This is a genomic window from Williamsia phyllosphaerae (assembly GCF_014635305.1).
GTDB classification, from domain to species: Bacteria; Actinomycetota; Actinomycetes; order Mycobacteriales; family Mycobacteriaceae; genus Williamsia_A; species Williamsia_A phyllosphaerae.
This window is the reverse complement of the sequence record NZ_BMCS01000002.1, coordinates 641,853-658,809: the sequence shown is the minus strand read 5'-3', so window position 1 is coordinate 658,809 and position 16,957 is coordinate 641,853. Positions and strand designations below refer to the sequence as shown.

The 16,957-nt window shown below is 59.9% G+C and carries 15 protein-coding genes; 5 read left to right on the top strand and 10 right to left on the bottom strand.

From position 1 onward, the window contains the following. A complete protein-coding gene (locus IEV93_RS16935) occupies positions 1-411 on the top strand; it encodes a hypothetical protein (RefSeq protein ID WP_188491115.1) in 411 nt (136 codons plus the stop codon). A gap of 85 nt (positions 412-496) precedes the next feature. Here IEV93_RS16935 and IEV93_RS16930 read toward each other — a convergent pair whose 3' ends face one another. Next, a complete protein-coding gene (locus tag IEV93_RS16930; RefSeq protein WP_188491114.1) occupies positions 497-1,567 on the bottom strand; it encodes an HNH endonuclease in 1,071 nt (356 codons plus the stop codon). Further along, positions 1,564-2,850, bottom strand: coding sequence for a hypothetical protein (locus tag IEV93_RS16925; protein ID WP_188491113.1), 1,287 nt, complete (start codon positions 2,848-2,850; stop codon positions 1,564-1,566). Before IEV93_RS16925 ends, IEV93_RS16930 begins: the two co-directional genes overlap by 4 nt. Before the next feature lie 156 nt (positions 2,851-3,006). On the opposite strand from IEV93_RS16925, the gene IEV93_RS16920 reads away from it, so the two are divergent. Then, positions 3,007-3,810 carry a hypothetical protein gene (locus IEV93_RS16920; protein ID WP_188491112.1) on the top strand — a complete coding sequence of 268 codons (804 nt, stop codon included), beginning with the start codon at positions 3,007-3,009 and terminating at the stop codon, positions 3,808-3,810. Beyond that, positions 3,797-4,492, top strand: a complete 696-nt coding sequence (locus IEV93_RS16915) for a GIY-YIG nuclease family protein (RefSeq protein ID WP_229705257.1) — start codon at positions 3,797-3,799, stop codon at positions 4,490-4,492. Before IEV93_RS16920 ends, IEV93_RS16915 begins: the two co-directional genes overlap by 14 nt. An 88-nt stretch (positions 4,493-4,580) precedes the next feature. Here IEV93_RS16915 and IEV93_RS16910 read toward each other — a convergent pair whose 3' ends face one another. The 5 genes from IEV93_RS16910 to IEV93_RS16890 form a co-directional block, all read right to left on the bottom strand. Further along, positions 4,581-5,447, bottom strand: coding sequence for an HNH endonuclease (locus IEV93_RS16910; RefSeq protein ID WP_188491111.1), 867 nt, complete (start codon positions 5,445-5,447; stop codon positions 4,581-4,583). Between the two features lie 81 nt (positions 5,448-5,528). Next, positions 5,529-7,397 carry a DUF2075 domain-containing protein gene (locus IEV93_RS16905; protein WP_188491719.1) on the bottom strand — a complete coding sequence of 623 codons (1,869 nt, stop codon included), beginning with the start codon at positions 7,395-7,397 and terminating at the stop codon, positions 5,529-5,531. Between the two features lie 244 nt (positions 7,398-7,641). Beyond that, positions 7,642-8,475 carry a protein NO VEIN domain-containing protein gene (locus IEV93_RS16900; RefSeq protein WP_188491110.1) on the bottom strand — a complete coding sequence of 278 codons (834 nt, stop codon included), beginning with the start codon at positions 8,473-8,475 and terminating at the stop codon, positions 7,642-7,644. Continuing rightward, positions 8,459-10,291: a DEAD/DEAH box helicase gene (locus IEV93_RS16895; protein WP_188491109.1), complete on the bottom strand. Its 1,833-nt coding sequence runs from the start codon at positions 10,289-10,291 to the stop codon at positions 8,459-8,461. The genes IEV93_RS16900 and IEV93_RS16895 overlap by 17 nt, the downstream gene beginning before the upstream one ends. Beyond that, the gene (locus tag IEV93_RS16890; protein ID WP_188491108.1) at positions 10,288-11,697 is read right to left on the bottom strand and encodes an SPFH domain-containing protein; all 1,410 of its coding nucleotides are present in this window, start codon (positions 11,695-11,697) and stop codon (positions 10,288-10,290) included. The genes IEV93_RS16895 and IEV93_RS16890 overlap by 4 nt, the downstream gene beginning before the upstream one ends. Before the next feature lie 141 nt (positions 11,698-11,838). On the opposite strand from IEV93_RS16890, the gene IEV93_RS16885 reads away from it, so the two are divergent. Next, a complete protein-coding gene (locus tag IEV93_RS16885) occupies positions 11,839-12,540 on the top strand; it encodes a KpnI family restriction enzyme N-terminal domain-containing protein (protein ID WP_188491107.1) in 702 nt (233 codons plus the stop codon). On the opposite strand, the gene IEV93_RS16880 is transcribed toward IEV93_RS16885, so the two are convergent. The 3 genes from IEV93_RS16880 to IEV93_RS16865 form a co-directional block, all read right to left on the bottom strand. Beyond that, positions 12,541-13,842 (bottom strand): DNA cytosine methyltransferase, encoded by a 1,302-nt coding sequence (locus tag IEV93_RS16880; protein WP_188491106.1) that lies wholly within the window; start codon positions 13,840-13,842, stop codon positions 12,541-12,543. It lies immediately after the preceding gene. 760 nt (positions 13,843-14,602) lie between these two features. Further along, positions 14,603-14,755: a hypothetical protein gene (locus tag IEV93_RS16870; RefSeq protein WP_188491104.1), complete on the bottom strand. Its 153-nt coding sequence runs from the start codon at positions 14,753-14,755 to the stop codon at positions 14,603-14,605. A 154-nt stretch (positions 14,756-14,909) separates the two neighbouring features. Beyond that, complete coding sequence (locus IEV93_RS16865) at positions 14,910-15,623, bottom strand: PAS domain-containing protein (RefSeq protein ID WP_188491103.1); 714 nt, start codon at positions 15,621-15,623, stop codon at positions 14,910-14,912. A gap of 381 nt (positions 15,624-16,004) precedes the next feature. On the opposite strand from IEV93_RS16865, the gene IEV93_RS16860 reads away from it, so the two are divergent. Further along, the gene (locus IEV93_RS16860) at positions 16,005-16,646 is read left to right on the top strand and encodes a GNAT family N-acetyltransferase (protein WP_229705256.1); all 642 of its coding nucleotides are present in this window, start codon (positions 16,005-16,007) and stop codon (positions 16,644-16,646) included. Positions 16,647-16,957: the final 311 nt, after the last annotated feature.

Genomic DNA, 16,957 nt, shown 5'->3' with positions numbered 1-16,957 from the left:
GTGAACGAAATTTTGAAGTTTTTAGTGCTACATATGGGTTTTCTATGGGTTGACGGCCGGTATGCGATCCAACGCTCGTTCGGCGGGTTGGGTAGTGCTGCCCTCTACTTGGTCTCGGGCGACCTCCGGATATCGCTGACACGTGACAAAGGTGAGATGTTTCTGGATTTTCAGCCTGTGGTCTCTGACGATGATTCCAATTGGTTTGGTGTGCATCTCGTCTACGAGCTACTCATAGATGACACGCGCAGAGATAGCAGCTTGCTTGACGCCGAGTACGCCCGATTTGTCGAAAACCATCTAGACGAGATCGAACGCTGTTTTTCAACCGAATTCTGGGATGAGACTCGACTGGCATTGCACGAGTTGGCGGAAGCGCAGAATAGCCGTATGTTTCCGGGCAGGCCTTAAAGTGAACTCTGAGCCAAGACGAAAAACCGACATCGGTGTAGAGCTGCGTGGCTGCTGTACTGGTGGATGCCCGGACGATTGGTATTCACCAAGCGAAGTCAGCGCGTGAGCTGAGACGAACGTTTTTCGCGGCGCACCACATTGGCGTTCCGGCCGGCGTGGTCGCGTAGATGCCACGCGCGGCGGATTCAGCGCGTCGATATTGGCTGGGCCAGTTGATCGAAGACGCAAGTTCGTCGAGCGTTGCCTGTCCGCGCGCCATGGCCCGGTGGTGGTGGTCCGGAATCGGGAGCAGGTCGGACTTGTCTCCGTTGCAGCGTCGGCAGGCGAGAACCAAGTTCGCGAGACCGTCGATGGGGACCCGCGACCAAGGCAGCACGTGATCAACCTGCGGAACGTCAGAAATTGTTCTGTCGCAGTAGAAGCATCGCGAGCCAAACCCTTCTCGAAGGACGTCACGAACGCGAGTCAGCGATATGCGGTCGCTGCCGAAGAGGTGCGCCGCGAGGTCGGGACCATCTTCCTGCAGCCACGCGTTCATCCTGCGGACGTCGGTGATCCACGCCAGCTGGAACGCGGGCCTGAGAAGCGGCGCAAGGCGGGCGAGCGCATTGGCTACCCCGGGGAGGAGCCGAATAGCGTTGCCGTGATCATTCTCGATGATTCTCAACGAGGTGGTGTTCATCCAGGAGTCGTTATAGAGGAAGCACTCGTACTCAGCGTTGTTCACCCGCTGCAGAAGTTGAAGCGGGTAGCGGACGAGGGTGACTTTGATGGCCTCGACAGCCTCCCGATACCCATTCGGGTCCGCCGCTTCGGCACCCGCGGGCGATCCGACACGTTCGCGAATCCCGGTGGAAGTACGCAGCGTTTCGACGATGGCGAGGATCGCGCTTCGGCCGTCTGACGATTGCCTGATCTGTACGCCCTCGATGGGTCGAATCTGGCGCCAGTACATCGCAAGGACCCGCTCGCTGAGCGCATCGAGATCGATGTCGACCGCATCATCTGGGTGTTCAGGAACTGACTCCACAGCCAGATCGAGCAGCGCAAGTATCGTGGCCAGCTTGTACGTGGACGTGCGTCGACCACCCTCCAGAACGGCGACTAGCTTCTGCCCCAGGCTAAGCGGGTCCTCCGGAGGTGACTGAGTCACTCAGCCCTCTGGTTAGTCTGCGGTGCGGTTCCCACCTCAGAGTCGGTCTGGACGATGACCTTCTCGGACTTGTCCTCAGGACTATCGAGCAGGTCCGCGAGACCTCGCAGGCCACTAGCTGTCAGTGTCGAGCCGCGATTCCATGCGTGAGTCGCGATTGTTCCGATCTCGTTCATAGCATCTCCGATTCCGGGGGTGTCGTATCGGTCCCACTCTTGGAGCTGGCCTGCACGTGCTTGCCGGAAGTCTTCGAGATCGGCTTGAAGTCGAACGGTGTTGGTTTTCAGGGTGCTGATGTCCCAGAATCGGCCGATCTCCAGCGGCTTGACCTTGTCGAATCCGTTGAGTCGGGTATGGAGCTGCGACCAGAGTTCTGCGTCCAGGCGCCCCTGAGTGGTGAGAATGCTTTGCACGGAAGAGTGGACGGACTCCCGATGCTGGGGCTCGGTATCCATGACGCGTCGGAGGCGCAGGTGTTGCCAGTAGTACAAGGTCTGCTCGGCAACGATCAGCAGCTGTAGCGACTCCCCCAAGCGGTTTTCGGCGACAGCGGTCTCGATTCGAGCTGCGCGTTTGCTGACTGACATCTCGGGGTCTAGCTTTCCCACGGTCGCGCCGACATACGACCGGATTCGTTCCAACCCCTTCTCGAGCGACGGACCGAGAGACGCGACTGCCTCCCAATCAGAGTTGGGGAGACTGCCGTTAGTCCGGACCTCTGTCACCAGTCGCTTCAGGTAGCTGTGGCTGCCGACTATATCGCCGACCATCTGAGCTTTGGACAGAGCCAACAGGTCGTCGACTTTGTCCTCAACCTTTGCCACGGCTTTCTGGACGTCGGCAAGCGCGGTGGTCAGAGCCATCTGAATCGCGATCATCTGAATCGACGCCAACCGAGCGGGACTGCCTACCAATGGCTTCCATACGATCTGACCCGAGAACTTGTTACCTGCGCCGACGGTCGTTGCGCGAAAGTAGTTCCCCGGTACGTTTTTTGCGGGGACCATCTTGCTAGCCTGCACGAGCTTCATGCTTTCTTTTGCGATCTTCACGTAACGCCCGTGCTGGGCGGTGGCGTTGGCGGCGCCGGCGGCTACTCCCGCAATCGTCCCGAGGTCACTCTTGGAAATCGCAGAATCAGAGACCTCGTTGTTGGTGACCTCGCGAAGACGGGCAATGTAGGAGTCAATGAGCTCCGGTGTCCCCATCACAAGTACTCCGTCGTCCTCGACGTCGATCGACAAGTCAGCAGAGGGGTCCGTCGTCTCAGGCAAGTTCTCCATGAAACCGATGATTGCAGATCGCTCGGACATCCGTGCGGTCCAACGACGTCACGTTCGTTGGCAACCCCGATCGCCGTATCGCGAGCTATCGCGTCGGCGAGGCGTCGAACTCGCGAAACCAGCCCTAGAAAACAGCTGCGGAGGAAGACTTAGGGAGTGACGGACCTTCAACTAAACGAGGATGAATATCAGCTGTTCTGCGAGGTACCCGATGATGGCTGCGCGGCTGGGAACGGGTCGCTGCGTTCGCGCATCGGATGGAGTCGCCCTCGCTACGGGAGGGCCCGCCAGGGTCTGCTGGACAAGCACCTGGTGATTCGCGGCGTTGGCCGCGGGGGAACGCTGCGCCGGGCTTTTGCGCCATCTCAATCTGACCCATCAAGCAAGACGGTATCGATCCCGGCACCGGTCACGGAGTCGAGCCTCTACAAGCCGCTGCTGCAGACGCTGGGAGCGGAGTGGAGCGACTACCGCGGCCTCTCGGCGCTCGCGCACGAGGACACAGCGTTTGGGGGAGGTCGATTGACTGGCGGGCGCTGGAGTCGCCCAGACCTGGTCGTTGTGGGATTTCGACGGTTCGAACTCGTGCCAGCACGATTTGAGGTGGTCACTTTCGAGGTGAAAACAGTCGACAACATCAACGTGTTGGCGGTGTACGAGGCGCTATCACACAGCCGCTCGGCGACTCACTCGTACACACTTTTCCACGTGCCAGACGTCCTGGCCGACACAAAGCGAGATGAGATCGGTGCAGTGATTGCTGCCGCGTCGGAGCATGGAATCGGTGTCATCACGTTCGACGATGCGGCAGACTTCGAAACTTGGGATGAACGTCAGCCTGCCGAACGCCTTCAGTCAGACCCACTTCGGATGAACACGTTTCTCCAAGAGCAACTTTCAGCGGAGGGGCAGCTGAATGTGGCTTCGGCGATCAAATCGTCGAACCTTGACCACGGCTGACCTTGCACCGTCGAACGATTTCGTACAGCTGACGGCGCTCTATGGCGGTTTGGACACCGACAGAACGTCGTCACCGAGTAAGAGGCAAGGCATCTTGATCGACAGGCGCACCACCTACCTCACCGCACCACCGTTCACGGCGGAAGAGGCACTCACCCGTCCAAGTCCCATCCCACCAAGCCCCGGTGTCTACGGATGGTGGTTCGGTGCGATCCCACACCCGGAGATCGACACGGAGGCCTGTGAAACACGGAATGGTCTGACATTGCTCTACGCGGGGATCAGCCCCAGCCGACCACCGACGAACGGGAAGCCGGCCAGTAGGCAGAACATCCGCCGTCGCATTAGAACCCACTATCGGGGGAACGCCGAGGGATCAACGCTTCGAAAGACGCTGGGATGTCTCCTGTCAAACGAGCTGGGGATCGAGCTGCGCCGCGTGGGTTCAGGTAATCGCCGGACCTTCCACGCAGGGGAGAAGCTACTGACTCAGTGGATGACCGCCAACGCCTTCGTGTCCTGGATCGAGCACCCAGAGCCGTGGGTACTCGAGGATGAGCTGATCGCAGATCTTGACCTGCCACTGAACCTCCAGGGAAACCGACGTCACCCGTTCCACCCGGTCCTGTCCGAAATCAGGCGTGAAGCAGTGGTGAATGCGAACAACCTCGGTGTCGTGTGAGGTAGCTCGTGGCAGGGCCAGCGGGATACGTCATGTAAGTACTTTCGTCGTACGAACGTTGCTACCAGGTCTGGACATGGGCTTTGTTCTACGGCGTGGTCGACAGCCAGAGACAGCCCTCAGCGTGACGACGAAGCGCGTCTTGGTTGGGAAAGGCCGACTGGTCCTTGGGCAGGCGTAGCGCCTTTCCGTCGAGCGACGCGTATTCCGTCTTGCGCAGCGTGGGGGAGACGCGCACCTTGAGCTCGTCGTCGATAGTGAGTCGCTGGAGATCGAACAGTGTGTGAACGTCGCACCGAAGCAGCAGGCCGTTGGATACGTGATGGCTTTGAGCGCCGAAAAAGCGATCGATGTGCGCCGCCTCCAGAATCGGCAGGACGGTTGAGCCGGAGACAGCGCACCTCGAATTGTAGGCATCGACCAGTGAGTCACGAAACGCACTCTGGCCACGACGGAGGGTGATCGCCCGCATGGCGCGCTCACGCGTGTCTTCGCCCGGTTCGTAAATCTCCGGATCAAACTGGAAGTCGGTTCGCGGCCGCTCCGCCGGCGCAGGCGGCGCTACCTGCCCAAAGAGTCCCCTGAAGTAGTTCTCTGCTTCCGTAGGTACCTCGATCATCCCGTTGCTCAGTAGTTGTGTGATGCCCGTTTCCGCGCTGATCGCCTTCCAACTTCGATCAACGTTAACAACCTTTCGTTCGCGCAGTTCAAAGCGAAATTGGTAGCCACCTGTTCGCGCGTCGTGCCAATGTGCAGGCGGATCGCCGGCTCGCAGGTCTCTTAGATCCGACGTCACCTCCACCCAAGCCACGAGTCCGCTACCGGAGAGCCAGAAGAAAACCTCGTCGCCTGCGCGTATGTCCCGACGACGTCGGGTGTCCCAGAACCCGTCGTCAATTGCGAAGCGAACGTGGTCGGGAAAGTCCTCGCCAACGGTCACAATCCATGCAGTCACTACGCGCGCCTCTCAGAGGTCGCAGCGGGTGGAGGCATATCCGGCGTGGAAGCCTGTCGGGCCGATGCTTAAATCGGTTGGTTATTCAGTTATGAGTCGATGCAACGCTTCTCGGGTCTCGCGATCCGTTGAATAGATGACGGTGCCCACCATCCCGCGGGTAAGGAGCACCTTGTAGACGTTGCGAACGAGGACGTCGAAACGGTCGTCCGGAACCTTGACGGTGTTCTTGAAGTCAGGGTCGCGATTCGCGCGCCGTACAGACACGAAGTGCCCGTCGCGCCAGAGCAGGTCGGGGCCGATGATGACGCCGTTCCAGTCGTACTCGAAGCCCTGTGCGGTGTAGACACACCCGACCTGGCCGAATCCACCGTCATCCGTGGCCCACAGTGGCGCCGGCGGTGCATCGCCAACTCGGCGGTCGCTTTTGCTGTTCCACGGGCGGGACCAGTCGTCGATAACAACGTCTTCGACGAGAGTTCCGCCGTCGCGGGCGTTGCTCCAGGGCCAGCAGTAACCAGCAGTCATGCGTGCCGAGTAACCGTCGTCGGTCTTGTTTCGCAAAATCGCTTCCAGCTCGGCGGGGCTGTCCGCGACCAGGACTTGGAACTGGGGATCGCCCTGCCACGCAACGGGCGGTTCGTCGCGGAGTCCGAGTATCCGCGCGACCCACAGCATGTATTCCTCGCTGCCGCCGCAGCGAAACTGCTCGCCGAGCTCCACGTGGTGGGTGGTGACTCCGAGGTGTGCGGCGTATGCCTCGATCTGTTCTCGCGTTCCCATCTCGCCGGGCCGGACCACCTGGTGCTGGTCGAGCAGGAAGACGGGTACCCGCGCCGCGGAGATCAGCTCGTCGACTTGTAGACGACCGGTACGCAGCGCCGCGCGGGTGTAGCGGTCCACCGATGTCTCGCGGATGCGGTGGGCTTCGTCCAGGATCAAGATGTCGAGATCGTTGGCACCGGCGTCCATGAACTGGTTGAAGTACTTGAACATGGACTGGACTCGCTTGTCGCGGTGACCTGCCACTTTGCGCAGGGTCTGCGTGAACGAGCGGGAGCCCGTGGCGTGCAGCACGGTTCGCCCCTGCCGGGACAGCTCACCGAGTAACGACAGCGCGATCACGCTCTTGCCGCTGCCGGGCCCACCCGTGACCACGATGATTCGCTTCGAGTTCGCGCGTCGTGCCTGTTCGACCGCGTGCATGACCAGGTCGACTGCGAGCTGCTGGTTCCCGAGCAGGTGGAATTGTTCGCGATTGCGTACCTCGTCTGCGGCAACCTTCAGCAACTGCTGCGACGGTGCGACAGCGGAGTTGAGCAGGATGTCTGCGGCGGCTCGGCCAGGGTGTGGCGCCAGACGTGTTCGCAGGAAGTCGATCATCGCACCGCGGGTGACCCCAGTGAAGAACCGCCCGGTCGTCGATACCGGTACCTCAGTTAGGTCTGCGACTGCAGCAGAGTCGGTGGCGTTGTGGAGGTAGACCATGCCTGCGAGCGAGTCGGGCTGATCCTCGAGCGCTCGCGCGAAGTCAGCGATGTAGTTGCAATAGCCGCGGACCTGCAGCACGGGGTGGAGCTTTGGCCCGCCCGGCATTCCGGGGACAGACACCAACTCCGGGTTGCCCTCGAATGACGTTGCTGCCGACCACTGCTTCAATTCGACGACCACGTACGAGGGTTCGCCGGTGGTCGGGTGCGTACCGGCGAGGACAACGTCGGCTCTCTGGGACGTCAGTGGTAGGTGGTACTCGACGAGCATCTCGACGTCGCCCAGTCCCGCATCGCGGAGGTCGGCTGCTAACACGGGAAGCGAACGGCGCCATGACTGCTGCTCGGCCTTCGCTGGCAGGTACCCCCGTTGGTGCAGCATCTGTTCCAAGAGTTGCTCCACGAGAGAGTCCGGATCGGCGATCGCCACACGTTCGGCGGTGGTCCGAAGCAAAGTCACGTAGATGTCCCCAAGGCAGCACGAAAGGATTCGTGCGGTGGGGGACATGTCCGTTGGGCCAGCCCGAACGGAAGTCCGTCGGTCCGCCTGAGCAGGCTAGCCGATTACGGTGCTCTAATACCGCAGCTGAGCACTCGACACGCCAAACCGGCACGTTGCCGCAGTCGCCGAAACACCATGGGCTCGAGGGCTTGCGGTCGTCCTAGTTGTGAAGAAACGCAACCCACCGGGTCAACCACACACTTCACCACGCAGGAAGATGTACTTCGCCGGAACCTCGCAACAATGGAATACCGCTCTCTATCACCTCGGATGGAATCTCCAGCTTGCACACCGCCCAGCTGCCCGAACTATGTGTATCGCGGGGTGCATTCGATCTAATCCAATGGTCGGGAACAGAACCTACTCCGATAATCTCTAGATCGGGCGACATGCGTAGTGCAACGAGCACCCAATGCTCATCACGCAGCATTACGTTATATTCGTGACGCGAAAGGTATGCGGTAAAGCGGTTACTTCTTGTTGAGCTCTTGACCTCAAGGTGGGCGACCGTCCTCCCCTGATTAAATCCGATGTCGTAACCAAAACCGTCCGACCAATTTGAAACGTGATCGACTCTGCCTGCCGTGTGCCGTCGAAGTAACTCCACAAGCGCAGCTTCTCCTGACGCGCCTACAATCTCGCGGATAGAAGTATCAACCTTCCCCCACGTTGTCACGAGCTGCTCGAAAACTGCGGTGCCGTCAAGACCAAGAGCCGAACCAAGCGCCAGAATGTCCGCGGGCAACTCGCCGGGTGTTTGAACGAGACAATCGGCATCTTTTACCCACGGCTGAGGCGTGGCCTCAAAAATGGCGGCGAGTATGCGATTTTCAGGGGGAATTGGTGAGCGCTCTGTACTGAGAAGACCTAGGTCTCGGAGCAAGGAAAGCGCGGCAGCGTATTGGGTGGGTGTTAGATCGCTGTACCGGTTATGGGTGGTAAACAACGCCTGCGCACGAGCAATTCCGCCGCTGGTCGGTAAAACTTCCAGCCAGCGTTTCGCTGCTCGTAGAGTGGGTTCAGGTGGAAGGCGCACGTAAGTGGTCCACCATGGCCTGCAGGTCGGCCTGATTGAGCTCTATGCCTGAAGCGGGTTCATCGTTCAGGTCGCCAAGCTGCTGCACCGCGGGGTCATCCAGGATCCCGCCCATGAAGTTTAGCTTTGCTGCAAGTCGCGATGCTACCACTTCGTCTATTGTTCCCCGTGACGCAAGTACCGTGACCCGTGTAGTGACGTCAGGGCTCAATCCGAGGCGGTGAATTCTATCCAAACTCTGAAGAAACCGTCCCGCGGCAAAATCGCGGTCAACATAAATTGCGTCGTGGCAATCATGGTGAAGACTTATACCCTCGCCAAGTGTTGCCGGGTTTGATAGAAGCACCATGCAATCACTATCCATACGAAAGCGACGTATTTGATCCTCCCGGTCGGGCGTGCCGCCGTGGACTAACGCTGGATGATATGGTGCCAGCGACCGCGACAAGGTGTTCAAACTACGAATGAAAGTCGACCAAACTAAGGTCTTTCGGCCCTTGGCGGCGTTTTGTTTGACAAGTGAGAGTACTTCGCTGTACTTCGGCGACGTTTCGTATGCGGGGAGATCCTGCATTAACTGGTATAGAGAAGAGCGCTCGGGTACCGGGAGTGGCGGCACCTGGTAGGAGAGCGGCTCATAACGAGTTGTGCCGACTGCCAAGAGAGCGGGACTCGTGGCCGCCATTAGCATGTAGACCATAATCCGCCCGAGGGCTTGAAAATCACCTTCGCTACCCGCGGCTCGGCTGGAAAACTGGCCGACAAGGGCCTTATATATTTCAGAATGAATAGGTGGCAGATCGACTGACCTCAGCACGGTCTCTACCGGAGGCAGGTCAAGCTCGTCTTTGGTGGTTCGTGTGAAAAGAGGCCGAAGCGCACGGCTTGCCTCAGCCAATTCCCCACCATTCACAGCTCGCAAAACGCTCTGACGCCCTGTTCCTGGCCACACAAATCCGAACAGGTTCTCGAGATCCGTCACGCCATTTGGTGCAGGCGTTCCCGTTAAGATCAGTCGTCTGTTGCTGCGTGGTCCGAGCGCGAGGCAGGCAGCCCCGTAGGCACCGTTCGCACCTAACTTCATTCGGTGCGCCTCGTCCAGGATGATCATTGAGGGCTCGGCTGTCAGCCACCTAGACAAAGAATTCACCATACCTGGGAGGCGTTCGTAGTTGACGATTAGCGCCTCTGAGTCAGGGTCTGGCGAACCCTCTACTACTCTCATAGAAAGCGGATACCGGAAGCAAGCTTCATTCTCGTCCCGCCAGGCGGAATAACTCGACTTAGGTCCAACGATTACGAGACGCTTCAGACCCGCGCGGCGACGCAGGATATGATAGACCGCTAAGGCAACCCTGGTCTTCCCTGCACCAGGAACGGAGAAATTGGCCCCGTGTTTAAGCGACAACAACTTGCCAACATCGCGACACTGAAATGCCGTAAGGTTTCCAATCCATTCGGCTCCTAAAATCTTTGGTAACGACTCAAAATCTATTTCTTTTGGCTCGTCGGACGATTCCAAGCGCTCCGTTATGCTCTTCGCGTCCTCGAGTGAGTCGACTACTAGCGACCTGAGTGGGTCTTCCCAGGCAACGTCGTTGCCTGCTTTAAAAGGCCACCCGTGAAGTACATGTAAGTTTGTCAGCAGGTCGTCAAGCGCGACCTCAACTATGCCGGGTGAGGGTTGAATACTCGACTGGAAATTTACGGCCAGTCGACGTAGATCATTCTCGAGCCCCCGTCGCGCAATCAGTCGTGCGGAGGATGCATCGGCAGAAAGCGTTAGTGTTAGGCTGGGCTCTTCTGTCGTAGTCATCTAATTCGGGCTGCCTCGAGTAGCCACGCGACCCCCTCGCCTGGGGCAGGGTAAACCCGACCAGCTCTTCGTGCAAGTGTTTCCAGACTGTCTCGGAGCACTATAAGTGCATCGTCGAAAGCTTCATCGTCGAGGGCGCGTTTCGCGCGAGCTTCGGAAAATTCATTACCGCACTGCGTTATATAATCGGCAGCGTCAGTGAGACGTTCTGGCACGGCAGTTTGCCTTTTCACCAGCTCTGCATTCTGGCCGGCCAGCTTGACCGCGATGTCGAATGTAGTCCGGGCGTGCTTCATAATTGAGGAGGCTTCGGCGACCTGTTCCGGGGTGCCGTATTCTTTATCGCCGGCAATTGCCTTTGCGCGCAGAAGCTGACTAGTAAGAGCTTCAGCAGCCGCGGAGTCGCCGCTCTTAGCGGGTAAAACTGCTTCAGAGATTCCCGGAACGCCGAGTTCTTCTTCTTGGACAGAAGCAGGATTCTTGAGTTTATCAGGGAGACGGCTTTCAAGATACCGCGAATAGAAATCCGATTCAGCTAATCGAAGCGATGTTTTTGGATAGTCGAGGAGAACCATTGCCAGACGCGATTGCAGCAATCGATTGGCGGCCTCCGAATCCGTCTTAGCGAGGGTTGCGTAGTCGCGATGGAGTTCGCGCAGCTTCTCTTGATGCTGTTCAAAGTCTATTAATCGAAGGCTAGCGCCCTCGGCATCTTTGCTACGATCGATCGCGTTTAGTATCAGCGCGTAAACCCACCTATCTCGTTGTAGAGTAGTCGGTTTAATGTTGAAGTCTTTCGCCACGTCGCTTTCTGAGCGTCCTCGACTTAGCTCCTCGTCAATCGCAATCAGTCTGTTTATGTAGGAGTAGTCGCGCCTCCGATCTTTTCTTAGCTGAAGCGACAGCTCAACCGCGTTTATGTCCCGTCGCGAAGTGTCGTCGGGTAAAACCCCGACTTTAATTATCTGCTCCCCAAGATCAATAAGAGCGGCGGCTCGCGTGTTCCCGTCGACCAGGATACCGTCTGGGCTCACAATACCGGGCTCGCGTTGGCCGGCATCGTCTAATTCGTCCATGAGCGCGGTGTAGTCGGGATCGGTCTGGTCCGGATTAGCGGGGCGCTGGCGCAGGAGATCGTGAAGGTACTGTTGAGCCTCCTGGCCCCATGGATTTTCTTCTATTGCTCTATTTCGATCCGCATCTAGCGTCCGCTGTGCGCGGATCCTGTGAGTGTCAGGATTCAGATACAACATCTCGACCGGCATCTTTATCACATAGAGGTGCCGCGGCTCGCCGCGCCAGTCGATCGTTACCTTGGCCCCGTTCTCACGCATAGCTTGTTTGAGGCGTTGTTCGATAACGCCCCTGATTTCCTCGCCTTTCGGCGGTATTCCGAAGTTCGACATGTATGTGATCCTTTGACAGCAGCCGGGGGGTCGAGCGAGTTCATTATTGCAAACTCCCCCGACATTGGATGTACATCTGTACTCTTTAGTGAGTCTACGAGAGGATTCGAGTTGCAGCAGCCCAGATGGGACGATCCGGCCTTGTCTGCAGGAACGATGGTGAGAGGGGCGCTGTGGTTGCTCCAAGTCGTGGGCGTTGGCAACACGTTCACCAAGAACGAGTTGCGGAACGCCTTCCCGAACATCTCCCAGGTCGATCGGCGCATTCGCGACCTCAGGGACTACGGGTGGGTCTTGTACACCAACAGCGAAGACGCCAGCCTACTCGCTGAGGATCAGCGCTTCGTCAAGGCTGGTGCCCCCGTGTGGGATACGAAAGCGCGGCGTGAGGCGGCGCCTCAGAAGTCTGTCACCAACAAGGAACGACTGGCCGTTCTCCAGCGCGACAGTTTTATGTGCACGCTCTGCGGCATTTCCGGGGGTGAGGAGTACCCGGACGACACGCTAATGACGGCTGTTGTGGCCGTTACACGTATCCACACTACTCATCTGGACGGGAGTGAGGCGCAGGAGCTTATAACCGAGTGCAAGCGATGCAGAGCCGGCCGAAATGACAGCGACAGTAACGTTACTAAGTTCATAGAGAAGGGACTGGATCTTTCACCGAGCGATCTACGTCGTCTGCTTCGATGGGCAGTGAGGGGTCGACGAGGCGCAACTGAAATCGATCGTGTTTGGAGTGCTTACCTCCGGTTGCCCGTGGCATTGCGGCAGGACGCTGTCAACCGGCTCAAAGAAGGCACATCCGCATCAACTCGAGATGGGCCCGCGAGCGCAACCTAATCAGCTGATCTTAGAACGCTTCTGCGGGGCGGCGAATGCCTCATGCCGGACGTGGTCATCCTGACCTCTGAACGCGCGCCACTCACCGAGTCGGTAACTATCGACACCTGCACGAACGCGTACTTCCATCTCGAAGTCCCTGGTCATGAAGTTGATGCGACGCGCGATGTCATCTACCGAGAGGGCGCCGCCGAGAATTTCATGAAGGCGGATCACGGATATAAAACCGCCATGGCTTCGGAGAGCCCGGTAGACTTCGTCGTGAAATTCAGGTTTAAAGCCGGTCCGCCCGGTTGCCGCGGCGTCCTGCCGGAGTGCGGCCGCGATCGCCAGACCGACTGCACGGGCAACTGGCGGGGGAAAGGCGTTTCCGATCTGACGATACGTCGATGTCTTGTGCCCCTTTCCGTATTGAAACTCCCAAGCGTATTCCGCACCCGTCCACCCCTGCAGGCGCGCTACCATCTCATTTGTAAGGCGCGGCAGGGCGTCGTGGTGTGTCTCCGGACCGGGCGCAGCGTCCGCAATCCCAAGTCCATCGACGCCCATGGAGCGCCACTCGCGTTTGGCGCGCGTCGGTCCGAGGTCGGGGCCTCCGTGCTTCTTCGACCCACCAACGATCGTGGGTGCAACACGATTTGCTCGCTCGGCCCAGGCTGCAGCGCCCGTCCAGCCATTAGCTGAAATAAGCTCGTATAATGCGTCGCCAACGGTATTGACACCACCTATTGGCTCGGGCCACCGGAAAAAGGGGGCGTATTCTTCCTGCAACGCAACTAGAACAAATCGCGGGCGGAGCTGCGGTACTCCGAAATCCTTCGCCTCTAGCAGTTGCCAATCTGCGGAATACCCCAGCTCTGCGAAGCGATCGAGCACAGCCTGGCGATAGCCAGCAAAGCGTGGCATGGACAGACCACGAACGTTTTCGAGAAGTACTGCCTTGGGCTGCATGACACCGGCCGTCTCAACAGCCCACGCAAACAGGTCACGCTCATCGGACGAGCCTAATTGCTTACCCGCGATTGAAAACGGTGGGCATGGAACACCGCCGGCTAGGAGAGCAATGCCAGTGTGGTCGCTAGGTTCCCATACAGATTGGTCAGCAACATCGCCGACGGCGACGACCGGTGCGGTTTGGCCCGTTGTGCGCGCGAGCCGCGCCAAATTTCGCTCTAGCGTCCCAGCGGCGTCACGGTCCAGCTCAACTGCAAGAGTGTGCCGGAAACCGGCCAGATGAAGTCCGAGACTTTGCCCGCCGGCGCCAGCGCAAATCTCGACCGTAGTCAGGTCCTTCGTAGCCATCTCCAACTCCATGATCAGTCCATCATGACAGGGACTTCAGACGACACGCCTCCTGGTGGGTTCCAGGGGGCATTGCGCGCGGATCTGACCGTGGGTGTCTGTCCGCGCCGCCACGTCTTCCTCGGTTGCGACGACCGAGGTCGTCCCGCTCAGGGAGGCCCGGGCTCCGCACTTGTAACTTTGCTCCCATTTAACGTCGGCGTTGTCCGATCCCCTGTATCGGATGACGAGCCCAGCCGAAGATTAGCGAAGAGCCTCGCAATACTGGAGCAGTTCGTGGAGACGTTCGGTTCTTGGTCGGCGAGCGGATGCAGCGGCTTAGCGGAGACGGAACCGACATGCGATTCGTTGCCCGATCGTCGACCGGTTACTCGGAGTCCCCGAGGACCAGGTCGAGGAAGTGTCCGACGTCGGTTGAGGCCGCGAGGCCATCGCGCCGCTGTTCACGGGAAGCCGAGACGAGATGCCGTTTTGAGTGTCAGGAGGAGGGCAACGAGTCGTACTCGAGGGCGTTCTGGACAACGACGACATCTTTTACGGACACGTCCTTGGGTTCAAAGGACTCGAACGGCGGGTCATCATCCTTGCGCTGAACGAGTCCACGCCGCGCGACCGATCGAAAGAACGCCTGTATGTCGGGCTTTCGCGTGCCCGCGACCAGTTGGTGATCTGCGGCGACCCGGAGTTCGTGCGTGAGGTCGGTGGACCCGAGCTCGCCTCGCGGCTGTAGCTGTGACGCGCGGACGGTTCGGGTAAGCCTCTACAGCAGCGCGGACACGTCTCGCGCCGCATCGATCGACAACGGGTCGGCGTGCAGCGCTGTCAGCGCGAGCCGAAGTCGGCGAACGTACTCGGCTGTGGCCTCGGTGTCGTCGCTGCAGTCATCCGTGCGGGTTTCCAGGGCGGTGGACATCGGTAGACCTCGAATCGCATGTCGGACGCCGCCGGATCGGTACCGGTGGCGTGGTCGAGCAGATCGTGTCGTCCGAGCCGTCGGGGACTGGCACCGGGAAGGGTCTACAACCGTAAGACGGCAGGCTGCGGCATCGCAAAGGATATTGCGAGTGTCACAGCCCTGGATGCCCGTCATCGTCGACAGGGACGGGGTCGGGCTCGTCCGACGTCCCGCGCTCGATCATCGAGATGATCAGCAACGGCGGATCGGAACCCTCGACCAACTCTCCGACGGCGTCAACCACCAGCCACCCACCCTGCTGCCGTCGCAGCCGGATGCCGTCCAGGTCGCCGCGTCGACTGGATCCATTTAGCACGGCCGCAGCGACCGCGAAGATCCGCGCGACATCGTCGGGATGCGGAGTATCCCGGTTGTCGCGCTGACCTTTCCACGCGACACCCGCCGGCGGATCGGTCAGCCACCGCAGCAGACGCATCTTCGACACGTCCATCACCACGACGTGCACGTTCGACATCCGCGCCACCGTCGACATCGCCACCGACTCGACCGGTGCCGTCGCCGGCGCGCCGGGCACCTCGAACAGCACGCCCGACAGACCCCGGTGCTCCGTTGCCGGGATGAGATTCGCGACGACGGCGACCGGGCCGGTAGGACGACGCAGTGTTGCCGAACCCGACCATTCCGTCGGTACATCGGCAAGCATCGCCTGGACCAGCCCCAGGGTGTCGTCGACCTCGACGAACCGCAGCGCGTCGGCGCTGGTGATCCCCGCTTCGCGTACCTCGACCTGCGGCCGACCGACCAGAGCCCCCGCGCCATCCGGCACGCAGAAAACGCGCTCGTCGGTATCCCAGTCGAAAGCCATTGCGGACGGGGGATCCGAGTCGGCAGCATCCTCGGTTGACAACCACGCTGCTCGTAACCGACCGGCCGGCCCGGCGACGGGGCGGCACCGAATGCCATCAACCTCGAGATCAAGCGCACTCGTGTCTGCTGTTGCGTCGGCCCATCGATTGACTGCGCCGGCGATCTCCCTGGCCCGCCGGGTGCCCACGGCATCGACCAGCGCGCGGCTCAACGACGTCCGTTGTCGGACGCGACCGCCTCGGAACAGGACCGTCGGAGACCCGGGTTCCCGCAGGTCCACCAACGTCCACCCGTCGCTACTTACCATGGCTAAAAGTTACGGCATCGCGACGTGGACTGGGCTTCCGCACCCGCGGCGGGCTGCGGCAGAATCTGCACCGTGACGACGCCTGCGCCCGGACCCCATCTGCAGGTGCGCACCGCCACTGACCGTTCCGAGCTCGACGCCTGCGCACGTGTGCTTGCCGAGGCGTTCGCGCGAGACCCGCTGATGGCGTCGATATGGCCCGACGACCAGCGCCGCCGCATCGCGCTCGTCGGGTACTTCACGGCGTCGATGCGTCACGAACACAGTCGCATCGGCGTGGTCGACTACCTCGTCGACGATGCCGGGCACCCGATCGCAGTCGCCGCGTGGGACGGCCCGAATCGTGGCGGCACGGTGGCCGGCCTCGTCCGGACAGCGCGAGCCGCGCCCGGCATGCTCGGCGCACTACGCGGCCGGCTCCTGTCCGGGATCAGCGTCCGGCAACGCCTCGACGACCACGAGCCGACCGATCCGCACTGGACGCTGGTCAACCTGGGTGTCGCCACGGTCGCGCAGAAGCAGGGTCACGCACGCACGCTGCTCGAGCACAGGCTGGCTCACATCGACGCGAATCCGCTCCCAGCCCATCTCGTGTGCACCCGAGCGGACAACGTTGCGCTGTATCGCCGTTTCGGATTCGAGGTGTCCGACCAGTTCGCACTCGCCTCGGGTGTCCCGCTGTGGTCGATGGACCGTCCAAATCGCCTCGCGTGATCAGCTGATCCGACATGTCTATCCGTGCGCCGGCTCTGCGCCAGCAAGTTGATCTTGAACACTAAGCAGTTGTGTTCGAATTTTGGAGCACGACAACGCATTTGCTCCTAGTCGACGTAACGTCCTCCAAACATATGATTCTGGCGCCACGAGTCAACTTCGACCAGCTTTTCATGTCAAAGTGTGCGAATCGTCAAGCTGTCGAACATGGTTGGGAGCTTGAATTCAAAACAGGGGTGCATCAGTATGAGTTTCAGGCAGACGTCACGAGGAATGATTGCGGCCGCCGCGATCTTTGTCAGCATAACGAT

Excerpts from the sequence above, each read along its gene's own strand:
- IEV93_RS16925 (WP_188491113.1), bottom strand. The coding sequence starts at position 2,850 with ATGGAGAACTTGCCTGAGACGACGGACCCCTCTGCTGACTTGTCGATC.
- IEV93_RS16865 (WP_188491103.1), bottom strand. The coding sequence starts at position 15,623 with ATGGCTTTCGACTGGGATACCGACGAGCGCGTTTTCTGCGTGCCGGAT.
- IEV93_RS16870 (WP_188491104.1), bottom strand. The coding sequence starts at position 14,755 with ATGTCCACCGCCCTGGAAACCCGCACGGATGACTGCAGCGACGACACC.
- IEV93_RS16880 (WP_188491106.1), bottom strand. The coding sequence starts at position 13,842 with ATGGCTACGAAGGACCTGACTACGGTCGAGATTTGCGCTGGCGCCGGC.
- IEV93_RS16895 (WP_188491109.1), bottom strand. The coding sequence starts at position 10,291 with ATGACTACGACAGAAGAGCCCAGCCTAACACTAACGCTTTCTGCCGAT.
- IEV93_RS16890 (WP_188491108.1), bottom strand. The coding sequence starts at position 11,697 with ATGTCGAACTTCGGAATACCGCCGAAAGGCGAGGAAATCAGGGGCGTT.